An 11,859-nucleotide genomic window follows, 5' to 3' on the forward strand; every position below is an offset into this window, starting at 1 on the left:
CGGCGCGTCGATCATCGGTCAGTTCGATGCAGTCTTCGCAAACCGATCGACCAGCACCGTCACCAATGCCGGCACGATCAGCGGCTCGGAGGACCTGTCGGCCACGCACGCGGGCGTTCACTTGCCAAGCGGCGGCACCGTGACAAATTCCGCTACGGGAAGCATCGTTGGGCAAGGTCCCGCCATTCTCGCCAATTCCGCCACGACGGTTCTCAACGACGGCTCGATCGTTTCGCTAAACGGCACGGCCATCGATCTGAGCGCCGGCGCAACCGGCACCGGGAGCTTCGTTTCGAACAGCGGCAGCATCAACGGCAAAGGCGGGACGGCGATTCTCTTCGGGCCGGACGACGATACGCTGCGCTTGACGGGTACGGCGATATTGGTCGGTGTAGCCGATGGCGGCGCGGGAACGAATACGCTGATTCTCGGCGGCACGAGCGATGGCAGCTTCGATATTTCCGGCCTGGGTGCATCGGCGCAGTATCGCGGCTTTGAAGTCTTGCGCAAGGACGATTCAGGCACGTGGACCTTGACCGGCGCGAATGGCGTTACGCAGATGTGGCTCATTGGCGGTGGGACCGTTTCCGTGGCAGGGCAGTTGAACGGAAGTCTCATTGCGCAGCCCGGCGTGACCGGCGTCGCCATCGATGTGTTGCCTGGCGGATCGGTTCAGGCAAGCTCGGGGAACGCGGTATCGGTGAATGAAAACAGCCGGGTGGTCAATCGCGGTTCGATTTCGAGCAGCGCCAACGGAGAAGCCGCCGTGCTCGCGACAGGCGACGCCACGAGCGTGCAGAACTCGGGTTCCATTGCGTCGCATGCGGCGCAGGGGATTGGGGTGGCGATCGTCTTACCCACGGGCGCTGCGAGCCTGACGAATGAGCAGGGTGGATCGATCACGAGCACAGCCGGTGACGCGGTCAAGGCGTCGGTTCAGGCGGGCGCGAGCGTTTCGATCATCAACGCGGGATCGATTGCGGGCAGTGAGGTCGGTGGAACCGGCGTCGTGATTGACGCATCGACGGGTTCCGCGAGCCTTGCGAACTACCGAGGCGCCTCGATCAAAGGCAGCAACGGTGTTTCGGCGTCGACCGGGACTCACGTTTTCATCGAGAACGCCGGGTCCATCGCGGCGCAGGGTGTGAACGGAACGGGCGTTTCCGTCGATGCCCCCGGCGGCGTTGCAAGCCTGACGAACGAGCAGGGCGCATCGATCAGCAGCGCGACGGGCGTCGCCGTTCTCGCCGGCTCGAACGTGTCGATCGTCAACGTGGGAGCGATCAGCGGGCAGGCCGCGGCGGTGCGTTTTACGGGATCGAACAACCGCTTGCTGTTAAGCAGCGGCAGTGACATAAACGGCGATCTCGATGGCGGCCCTGGTTCATCGAATGCGTTGACGTTGAATGGCGCGGGTACCTTGTCCAGCCGGACGTCGGGCTTCTCGACACTGACGATCCAGGACGCGGGCTGGACCGTGTCAGGTCCGGTTTCGATAACATCGGTCAGCACGATCCGCAACGGCGAGCTGACATTGACCGGCATTTTGGCGAGTCCTGCAATCACCGTCGCGCCCGATGCGACGCTCAACGGCACGGGAACGCTAAAAGGCGCGCTTTCGATGCAAGGCGTCATCGCACCGGGCATGCCGGCCACCGCCGCAATTCCGGGGCTTCAGCCCCTGTCGACAGGCACGCTTTCGGTCACTGGCTCATACACGCAGACGCCCGGAAGCGGTTACGAAGCCGAAATTACGCCGCAAGGAAACGACCTGATCGCCGTCGATGGAACGGCAGAGTTGCAAGGCGGTATCGTACGCGTTCGTCTGCGCTCAGCGTCCTTCGCGCCGACCGACACCTACACGATCCTGAGCACGACAGCCGGTCTGACGGGCGTGTTCAGCGGCATGGAGACGCTCAATCCGTTCGTCTCGGCATCTCTTTCCTACGATTCCCACAACGCATACATCCACGTGCAGCGCGGCTTCCAGTTTGCGGGCGGAACGCCGAACCAGATCGCCGTCGAAGCGGCGCTCGATCATGGCGTTGCGGGCATTGCGGCGGGCGGGTCTCCAACGCGCGATTTCCTGTCGATTGCGGGCGATCTGCTGAGCCTTGAAGGTTCATCGGCGTATGCGGCGCTTGACCAGTTGAGCGCGGAAGCGTACGCCGCGTTTTCGAATGCGCACTTCGAAGCAGCGCGGCTCGGCATGGACGCTATCGGTAACAGGCTGAACGCCGCACGTTTCTCCGGCGAATGCGCTGCGGACGAAGCCTTGCCGTCGTTGGTCAACAACGGGCGAGCGTGTTCATGGATCAGCGTTCTCGGCAGCACCGGCAAGCTCGGTGGCTACGATACCTGGCTCGGCCAGCAAACGAGTGCCGGCGGCGTGATATCGGGCATCGATTACCGGATCATGCCGAAGGTCACCCTTGGCGCGGCGCTCGCCGCCATGCACGGCAATACATCGACCAGCACGTTGCCCGTTCACGGCCAGTTCGATACGTATCAAGCCGCGCTCTACGGCACTTACATGCCGGGCGCGTACTGGCTGCAGGCATCGTTGGGTTATGCGCGCAACAGCGACGACATGAAGCGTTCGATCTTTTTCACCGATACCCCGCGCACCGCGCTCGGCAGCGTCGATGGCAACCAGTACTTCGCCACGCTCAGCAATGGCGTGGATGTATCGATGGGAAAAATCGGTGTGCTGTCGCCGTTCGTATCGCTTGAAATGCAGCACGAGGAGACGCCGGCCTTCAGCGAAAGCGGCGCCGATTCGGTGAACCTTGCTGTATCGGCGAACGCTGCAAACTCGATACGAACTTCATTGGGCGCGCGCTGGCGCAATCAGTTCGAGTTCTTCGGCCGTGCATGGAGTTTGAACGGCGACCTAGCGTGGGTTCATCAATACGGCGCCCTGACTCAAGCGGTGAGCGCGAGTTTCGAAGGCGCGGAGAACAGCGCTTTCACCGTGCACGGCAGCGGCCCGGCACGAGACGCGATGCAAGCCGGAGCCGGCGTGCGCATTGCTTTAGGCCGGCAAGTGCACGCCGGTTTGCGCTACAACGGTGAGTTCGGCGGCGGTGGACATGCGCATGCAGGAAGCGCGGAATTCGACTACCGCTGGTGAAGCGCCAGAACCCGGCTCATTCCACCGCATTCGATGGCGCTTCGCCAAACGGAAGCGCGACGACATCGGATACGAGGCCCAAACCGCACACTCCGAACCGGTCGAGCAAGGACTGCACGCCTTCAGCGGGCACCGCCCGAGAGAAGAGAAAACCCTGCGCTTCAATCGGCCCGAGTCGCGACAGCCAGGTGATCTGCTCTTCGGTCTCGGTGCCTTCCACAACCACGGTCAGTCCGAGCGAGCGCGCCAGATTCACAATTGCTGAAACCATCACGCAGACGCTGCGGTCGTGCGGAATGGCCTGGATAAACGACCGGTCGACCTTGAGAGTATCGACAGCAAAACGGTTGAGGTACGACAGCGACGAATATCCCGTGCCGAAATCATCCAGCGCGATCCGCACGCCGAGCCGCTTCAACGCCGCGATCTTTTCCGCGACGATATCCGGAAACTCCATCATCACGGTTTCGGTGATCTCGAGTTCGAGTTTGCCCGGCGCAATACCGCTGTCCCGTATGGCCGCCGCGACCGTCTCAAGCAGATCGCCGCGCCAGAATTGCACCGCCGAGATATTCACCGCGAGCGACAGGCCGTCATACCCTTGTGCCTGCCAGATGGCCAGTTGCCGGCACGCGGTATGAATCACGAAGTCCCCGATAGGCACGATCAAGCCCGTGCTTTCCGCGACCGGGATGAATTCGTTTGCGGGAATCAGGCCGTGCTGCGGATGGTTCCATCGGGCGAGCGCTTCGAAACCGGTGATGCATCGGCGAGTGAGGTCGATCTTCGGCTGGTACGCGAGGAACAACTGGTTCTGCGCGAGCGCGACGCGCAGTTGCTGTTCCCACTTCATCAGATGGTCGGCGCGATGCGACAACTGCGGCGAGTAAAACTGATAGCAGTTCTTGCCCGCGTCCTTCGCGCTGTACATGGCGAGATCGGCCTTCTTCAGCAAGTCGATTTCGCTTTCGCTCGCTACCGAATACAACGCAATGCCGACGCTCGCATGCAGCACGAAGGCGCTGCCGCGGACGTCGAAGGGCGTGGCGAACATATGCGAGACCGCTTCGGCCATCTCGACCGCCTGCCGCTCGACATCGGCGCCCTTGACGACGACCACGAATTCATCGCCGCCAATGCGCGACAGCGTGCCATGGTCGCCGACGGTTTCCGCGAGCCGCGATGCGGTCATCTGCAGGACGATGTCGCCGGCGTTGTGACCGAGCGTATCGTTCACGGTCTTGAAGTTGTCGAGGTCGATAAACAGCAGCGCCAGACGACCCACGTTCTCGGGTTTGACCACGTCGTGCCTGAGCGTCTGCAGCGTGGAATAGCGGTTACGCAATCCGGTCAGCAAATCGTATTCGACCAGATGCGTCATCTCGCGCTCGCGTCCGAGCAACTTGCCGATAAGACCTGTCGCCACTGCGAAAAAACCGAGCATGGCGAGCGAGATGAACGTCGCCATCAGCAGATAGACGCGGCGCGTGTGATTGAAATCGACGAACTCCTCAGCCTGCGACAGCCCGACCAGCACGCCGAGCGGATAGCCATCGATATGCCGGTACGAAACAATGCGCGTGACGTTATCAATGGGATCGACGTAGATGCCCGACGCGTGCTCGGACGTCGGATACACGCCGCTTGCCGTGAAGACGCTCGCCGTGTCGCTGCCCGGCTCGCCCATCTGCATCATGCGGCCGTTGGCCTTCGATGTGACCGAACCCGCGCCGGTACTGCGTGCCAGCACGGAGCCGTTATCCGAGATCACGGCGACGACGCCTTCGCGGCCGATGGACGCAACGTTGTAGAAATCGCTCGTGAAGTAGCTGGGGTTCTCTGAAACGACCACCACGCCCGCGAACGACCCATCTGGATGATTCAGGCGCCGTGTGATCTGCAGCGTCCATTGTCGCGAGACCCGGCCAAGCACCGGCTTGCTGATAAACAGCAAGTCATCGTTCGATAACGCGTGAACCCGGAAATGCTCGCGATCCGAGAGATCGAGAGGCTTGGGATTCGATTCAGCGGTGGTCGCGGTGAGGATGCCGTGTTCGTTGATGAGAGACACTTGCACCAGCGTGTCGCTTTGCACCACGCCTTTTTCCACCGTGCTCGCCAGGTTGAACTGGCCGGGTGTTTTCTCGAACTCGTATTTGACGAAACGCGTAATCTGGTCGACCTGGTGGATCGCCTTGATCGTGTGCTGTTCGAGCGCGGAAGAAAGAATGGCAGCCGATGCCATGGACGCGTGCGTCGCCGCCTCGCGCTCCACCGACAGACGCGCGAAAATGACCGTCCAGAGCAGCACGAGCACGAGCGCCCCCAGCGCGGGAATCGCGAACAATGCGCGACTCCTGCGCGGGAAGTCCGCGTGTTTCATATCCCGTGGCGCTTTGGGCCGTGATCGATTCATGGGTTCGGTCAGTTCAAGGACCCGGTGACGTGGTGGCGGGCGGGTGGTCCGGATCACAGGTCCGGCGGTGCGATGCTGACTCGATCCGGTTCGTAAATCATTCAAACTGGATGCGTTTTTCGGAATCGTTCGCGAGTTTGCGCAAAATTGCCTTTAGCACGTCTTGCATTTCTTACAGTTGATTTATTGGACACGAATACTTAAAACTCACGACCCATCAACGACAAGCCCCGACGCCGGCAGGTCAGATATTACCAATGACGACCGGATTAGATATTACTGAAGGCGACCCGTTTAAGGAAGCTCATGGGCGCAATGAGGCATCGAGGTATACGCGGAGGGCCTGAAACGCATGGCTGGCGCGGCTCCGCGGTCTGAAACGCCGTTTCGCAGATGCAGTTTATCGATATAAAGAACATCTGGATTTTAGATCCCGATGCCGGGCGGCACCGGGGAAACAATCAAGTGCAATAAACTGGCGTACGAAAACGCCTTTAAGGTTTAATTCTCGACAGTTCAGGCGACTTCGGCGATCAATTCAATCTCGACACACGCGCCGAGCGGAATTTGCGCCACGCCGAAAGCGGAGCGGGCGTGCTTGCCGCGCTCGCCGAAAACATCGGCGATCAATTCGGATGCGCCATTCGTCACCAGGTGCTGTTCGGTGAATTCGAAAGTGGAGTTCACGAGGCTCATCACCTTCACGATTCGCGTGACCTTGTTCAGGTCGCCCACATGCGCGTGCAGCGTCGCAATCAGATCAATGGCAATTGAACGCGCCGCGGCCTGACCTTCGGCGGTCGTGAGCGTGGCGCCCAGCTTGCCCGCCCACACCTTGCCGTCTTTCTTCGCGATATGGCCGGAGAGGTACACCGTGTTGCCACTTTGCGCGCTCATCACGTAGGCCGCGGCGGGGGCGCCGGCGGTCGGCAATTCAATACCGAGTTCTTTCAGCTTGTCATACACGTTGAGTTGGGCCATGCGAAATCCCTTTGAAATGAATGATGAAATTCAGACCTGCGCGCGGATCAGCGCGCCGAGCTTTGCAATGCCTTCGTCGATCACGGCCGGGGGCACCGTCACGAACGACAGGCGCAGCGTGTTGTGCTCGGCTTCGTTCGCGAAGAATGGTCCGCCTGGAACGAACGCCACGTGCTGTGCAATGGACTGCTCGAGCAGTTTCATTGTATCGATGTGCAGGGGCAGCTTCACCCACACGAACATCCCGCCTTCCGGCCGGTTCCATTCCACGCCCGCCGGCATGTGTTTTTCAAGCGATGCCAGCATGGCCGCGCATTGATCGCGATACAGCGCGCGGATCTTCGGGATATGCGTTTCGAGAAACCCGTCCTTCACGACCTCATGCACGATGCGCTGCGTGAGGCTCGGCGTATGCAGGTCAGTCGCCTGCTTGGCCTGCACGAGTTTGAAGTGCAGTTCCTCGGGCGCGATGATGTAACCCACGCGCATGCCCGGCGACAACACCTTCGAAAACGACCCAAGATGCACGATGTGATCCGGCGCCATGGAGAGCATGGTCGGCAGCGGCGCGCCGGCATAGTCGAGCGCGCCATACGGATCGTCCTCGATCACAGGGAACCCGGCACGTTGCGCGAACGCGGCGAGCGCCGTGCGGCGTTCGAGCGAAAGACGACGGCCTGTCGGGTTCTGGAAATTGGGCTGCGCATACAAGAGACGCGCGCCTGCTGTCAGCGTGCTAGTCAGCGCTTCGGGGATCAGTCCGTGTTCATCGGTTGGGACCTGAACGTAATTTGGTTCGTACATTGAAAACGATTGCAGCGCGCCGAGATAAGTCGGTGTTTCGACCAGCACGCGGCTCGCCGGATCGATCAGCACCTTGCCGAGCAGATCGAGCGCCTGCTGCGAGCCGGTGGTGATCAGCACTTGCGACGCACGCACCGACGCGCCGTTCACCGAATACCGTTGCGCAACCCATTCGCGCAAGGGCAGATAGCCCTCGGTCGCGCTGTATTGCAGCGCGGCGGCGGGGCTGTCGCGCAGGATGCGATCGCACGCCACGCGCATTTCATCGACCGGAAAAGTCGCCGGCGACGGCAGTCCGCCCGCGAACGAAATGACCTCGGGCCGCTCGGTGACCTTCAGGATTTCACGAATCGCCGAACTGGTGAGCTTTCTCGCGCGTTCGGAAAGTTGCCACGGCTGGGCTTGAAGGTCGGCTTGATTCATGGGGTCCTCGGTCGGTCTTGGTGGGCGGTACGGGTGTGGGTGCAATGGGTGCGGCGCACGCTTATTATCGCGCCGCTTTCAGGTATTTAGCGCTCGTCCTGCTGTCCGTCGTCTTGCTGCACGGCTTCGTCGGGCGACGAATCGGCGGCAGTTTCGGCAATATCGGCTGTTTCGGTTACGTCTTCTGGCTTCCTGCTTTTCGCGCGCTTGCGGGCAGGTTTTGCCGCGGCAAGTTCGGCTTGCCGCGCTGCCTGCGCTGCGGCTTCGATTGTTTCGGACGTTTCCCCCATCGTGACGATGGAGCCGTCCGGCAACTCGAATTGCGCGACCAGGACCGGCGCGCCTTCGGTCACTTCGACGTTCATCAAGTGCGATGCGCCGAGCCACGCCATCTGCTCCAGGAGCACATGCGCGCGCGGATGAAACCCCGTCAGCGATTTCAGCGCAATGCCCGTTTCCGGCAGCGACGCACTCGGATGCCGCGTGGTGTCCCACTGAATCAGCGAGGGCAGGACTCCATCGCCGGAACCTTGCCAGGCCGGGAACGAGCCGTCGTGGGGAACAGTCAGGTTCCAGCTATTCGCGCCGCGCGACATGGCGACGACCGACGCAATGCGCTCCGGGTATTGCGCCTGCCAGCGCGTCAGCACCTTCGGACGCTCGACGCGTGCAACCCAGTGCACGAGTTGCGGCCCTGTTTCGAGCCGCTTGAGAAACGCGGGGTCGTCGAGTGCGAAGAGACGCGGACGCAGAAGCGGACGCGATGAATCCGTATTGGCCGCAGCCGGATCGATAGCGATGACTTCCAGATAAGCGCCGCCCCAGAGATTCAACAGGCGGTTGTGCGTGCGCATCAGCGGATGGGCGCCACCCTCGCTCGTCTGCACGCCCAGTTTCGCGGCGACAAAACTCGCGCCTTCTTCAAGCGTTCGGGCGGCGATGACAAGATGATCGAGTTGCAGCGGCGGAGCGGTCATGGAGCACGGACTACGTAAATACGACGTGAATGAGTTGCATGGAAAATCACGGCCAAGCTCGCCAGCATACCTGTTTCGCCCGCATGCGCGACTGCGTCAGCCATTGGGCCGAGTATTCGATACTCGCTGCGTGCCTACAAAAGTGGCCAGATTAGCATCGGCGCGATCTCAAAATGTAGCGGGTGGGACCGTAACAGTAACGGTACAATCAAGCCGATACCTCTCAGTACAGTCACCGCACGCAATCACTCGATGGAGCCCGGCATGTCCGTCCCGCTCGACCAGATTCCGGCGCCGCACGGCGCGCCACAGCTCACGCTTGTCGACCAGCTGGTCCAGTGGGGGCGGCGTCGTATCGATGAAAGAGTGTTTCGCCCGGGCATGCGCATGCCGTCGATCCGCAAACTCGCCGTCGACAAAGGCGTGTCGCGCTTTACCGTGGTCGAGGCGTACGAGCGGCTGGTCGCGCACGGTTATCTCGATTCACGGCGCGGCTCCGGGTTTTTCGTGCGCGACCGCAGCGGATCGAACGACGCCCACGTCCATCCCCAATCGGCCAGTGAGCCGCAGCCGGTCCCGAGCACCATCGACGTGGTCTGGCTGCTGCGCAACATGCTGCATACGTCGAGTCCGGCGAAGGGGCCGGGCATCGGTTATCTGCCGTCGAGCTGGCTGAATGGCGAATTGCTGACCGGCGCGCTGCGTTCGATAAGCCGGCAAAGCGGCGGCCAGATGCTCGGTTTCGGCACGCCGCAAGGGTTTTTGCCGCTGCGCCAGCAATTGCAGACGCGGCTGGAAGAACTGGAAATCGGGGCATCGACGCAGCAAATCGTGATGGTGTCGGGCGTGACGCAAGCCATCGACCTGATTGCGCGCGTGTTCGTCAAACCGGGCGACACGGTGATCGTGGGCGACCCCGCGTGGTTCCAGATGTTCGGCCGCTTCGTGGCGCAGGGCGCGCGGCTCGTCGGCATGCCTTACACGCCCGACGGCCCCGATCTCGACGCCCTCGAAAACCTCGTGCAGACGTGGCGCCCGAAGATGCTCGTGATCAATTCGGTTCTGCAGAATCCCACGGGAACATCGCTTACGGCCGCGCAGGCTTTCCGGATTCTCCAGCTCGCGCAGACCTATGATTTCATCGTCGTGGAAGACGATATTTACGGCGACCTCTGCCCAACCAACTTCGCGGCCACGCGTCTCGCAAGCCTCGATCAGCTCAAGCGCGTGATCTTCCTCAACAGCTTTTCGAAGACGCTCGCGCCGAACTTGCGGGTGGGGTACATCGCGTGCGCGCCGGAGGTGGCGAATGCGATTGCCGACCAGAAGATGCTCGTTGGCATGACGAGTCCCGAACTCAATGAGCGCGTGCTGTACAAGGTGCTCACCGATGGCCACTACCGCCGCCACGTCGAACGCCTGCGCGTGAAACTCGACGGCGTGCGCGAGAAGACCGTACGCATGTTCGAAAAAGTGGGCTACAAGCCGTATCTCGTCCCGGCGGCGGGCATGTTTTTATGGGCCGATACCGGCGTGGATTCGGAAGCGCTTGCGGCCTTCGGGCACGAGGCCGGTTTCCTTCTGACGCCGGGAAGCCTCTTTTCGCCGCATCAACTGCCGAGCACCTGGATGCGCTTTAACATTGCAAATTGCGGCGATCCGGGATTGCCCGCGGTGCTCACCGAGTATGCGGACCGCATGGGTTAGGGCGGCGCGCTCCTTAGCGCGCTTTCGAAAAACTCCTTGAAATTCCCGCAGCCGACCTCATGTGTCGCAGGATTCGCGCGATGCTTTTGCTCAGTTTTGCTGCATCGCGCTGCCGCTAAAACCCGTCAACACTAGACAAACGAGGAACCGACCATGGCACAAGAAACCATGAGCTTTCAGGCAGAAGTGAAGCAGCTTCTGCATCTGATGATCCATTCGCTTTACAGCAACAAGGAGATTTTCCTGCGCGAGCTGATTTCGAACGCATCGGACGCGGCGGACAAGCTGCGTTTCGAGGGCATCGAAAACGGCGCCTTGTATGAGAACGATCCGGATCTGCGCATCCGCATCTCGTACGACAAGGCGGCGCGGACCATCACCATCGACGATAACGGCATCGGCATGAGCCGCGACGAAGCGATCGCGAACCTCGGCACGATCGCGCGTTCGGGCACGAAGGAGTTTTTCTCGAAGCTCTCCGGCGATCAGCAGAAGGACGCCGCGCTTATCGGCCAGTTTGGTGTCGGCTTTTATTCGGGTTTCATTGTCGCGGACAAGATCACGGTCGAAACGCGTCGCGCCGGGTTGCCGGCCAGCGAAGGCGTGCGTTGGGAAAGCGCGGGCGAGGGCGATTTCGTGGTTGAACAGATCGAGCGTGCGCAACGCGGCTCGAGCATCACGCTGCATTTGCGTCCGGAAGAGGACGAATTCCTCTCCACGCACAAGCTGAAGTCGGTCATCCAGAAATATTCGGATCACGTCGCGCTGCCCATCCTGATGAAGAAGGAAGAATGGGATGCCGAGAAGTCCGAAATGGTTACGCAGGACGAAGACGAGACGGTGAACCAGGCGAGCGCGCTGTGGACCCGCGCGAAGAGCGACGTCACCGACGAGCAATACAAGCTGTTCTATCAGCACATCTCGCACGATCATGACGAGCCGCTCGCGTGGACCCACAACCGCGTGGAAGGCCGCAGCGAATACACGCAGTTGCTGTACGTGCCGAAGCACGCGCCGTTCGATATGTGGAATCGCGATCATAAAGGCGGCCTGAAGCTGTATGTGAAGCGCGTGTTCATCATGGACGACGCGGAACAACTCGTGCCGGCGTACTTGCGATTCGTGAAGGGCGTAGTCGATTCGGCGGATCTGCCGCTGAACGTATCGCGTGAAATCCTGCAGGAAAGCCGCGACGTAAAAGCCATTCGCGAAGGCGTGACGAAGCGCGTTTTATCGATGCTGGAAGAAGTGGCATCGTCGTCCGCTGACGCCACCGATGACGCCGGGAAAGCCAGGTACGCCACGTTCTGGAAAGAGTTCGGACAGGTGTTCAAGGAAGGTATCGGCGAGGATTACGGCAATCGCGAACGCATTGCCAAGCTGGTGCGCTTTGCATCGACGCATACGGATTCGTCGGA

The 11,859-nt window shown here is 61.1% G+C and carries 7 protein-coding genes; 3 read left to right on the plus strand and 4 right to left on the minus strand.

The annotated features are described in order from the left end of the window. The coding region (locus tag ACFFAR_RS12885; protein ID WP_375507963.1) for an autotransporter domain-containing protein at positions 1 to 3,133 on the plus strand (3,133 nt) is incomplete at its 5' end. A gap of 16 nt (positions 3,134 to 3,149) precedes the next feature. On the opposite strand, the gene ACFFAR_RS12890 is transcribed toward ACFFAR_RS12885, so the two are convergent. From ACFFAR_RS12890 to ACFFAR_RS12905, 4 genes are all read right to left on the minus strand, one after another. Next, positions 3,150 to 5,549 carry an EAL domain-containing protein gene (locus ACFFAR_RS12890; RefSeq protein WP_174364378.1) on the minus strand — a complete coding sequence of 800 codons (2,400 nt, stop codon included), beginning with the start codon at positions 5,547 to 5,549 and terminating at the stop codon, positions 3,150 to 3,152. Positions 5,550 to 6,065: 516 nt separating this feature from the next. Further along, positions 6,066 to 6,530 (minus strand): RidA family protein, encoded by a 465-nt coding sequence (locus ACFFAR_RS12895; protein ID WP_075359561.1) that lies wholly within the window; start codon positions 6,528 to 6,530, stop codon positions 6,066 to 6,068. 30 nt (positions 6,531 to 6,560) lie between these two features. After that, positions 6,561 to 7,757: a PLP-dependent aminotransferase family protein gene (locus ACFFAR_RS12900; RefSeq protein WP_375507964.1), complete on the minus strand. Its 1,197-nt coding sequence runs from the start codon at positions 7,755 to 7,757 to the stop codon at positions 6,561 to 6,563. Between the two features lie 86 nt (positions 7,758 to 7,843). After that, positions 7,844 to 8,734 carry a VOC family protein gene (locus ACFFAR_RS12905; protein WP_174364442.1) on the minus strand — a complete coding sequence of 297 codons (891 nt, stop codon included), beginning with the start codon at positions 8,732 to 8,734 and terminating at the stop codon, positions 7,844 to 7,846. A 264-nt stretch (positions 8,735 to 8,998) separates the two neighbouring features. On the opposite strand from ACFFAR_RS12905, the gene ACFFAR_RS12910 reads away from it, so the two are divergent. Together ACFFAR_RS12910 and htpG are read left to right on the plus strand one after the other, a co-directional pair. Then, a complete protein-coding gene (locus tag ACFFAR_RS12910; protein WP_062000769.1) occupies positions 8,999 to 10,441 on the plus strand; it encodes a PLP-dependent aminotransferase family protein in 1,443 nt (480 codons plus the stop codon). Positions 10,442 to 10,594: 153 nt separating this feature from the next. Continuing rightward, on the plus strand, positions 10,595 to 11,859 hold a 1,265-nt coding region (htpG, locus tag ACFFAR_RS12915), incomplete at its 3' end, for a molecular chaperone HtpG (protein ID WP_375507965.1).

This window comes from uncultured Caballeronia sp. (assembly GCF_964243625.1).
Lineage (GTDB): Bacteria > Pseudomonadota > Gammaproteobacteria > Burkholderiales > Burkholderiaceae > Caballeronia.

Coding starts and splice junctions, on each gene's coding strand:
- ACFFAR_RS12890 (WP_174364378.1), bottom strand. CDS start 5,549: ATGAATCGATCACGGCCCAAAGCGCCACGGGATATGAAACACGCGGAC.
- ACFFAR_RS12895 (WP_075359561.1), bottom strand. CDS start 6,530: ATGGCCCAACTCAACGTGTATGACAAGCTGAAAGAACTCGGTATTGAA.
- ACFFAR_RS12900 (WP_375507964.1), bottom strand. CDS start 7,757: ATGAATCAAGCCGACCTTCAAGCCCAGCCGTGGCAACTTTCCGAACGC.
- ACFFAR_RS12905 (WP_174364442.1), bottom strand. CDS start 8,734: ATGACCGCTCCGCCGCTGCAACTCGATCATCTTGTCATCGCCGCCCGA.
- ACFFAR_RS12910 (WP_062000769.1), top strand. CDS start 8,999: ATGTCCGTCCCGCTCGACCAGATTCCGGCGCCGCACGGCGCGCCACAG.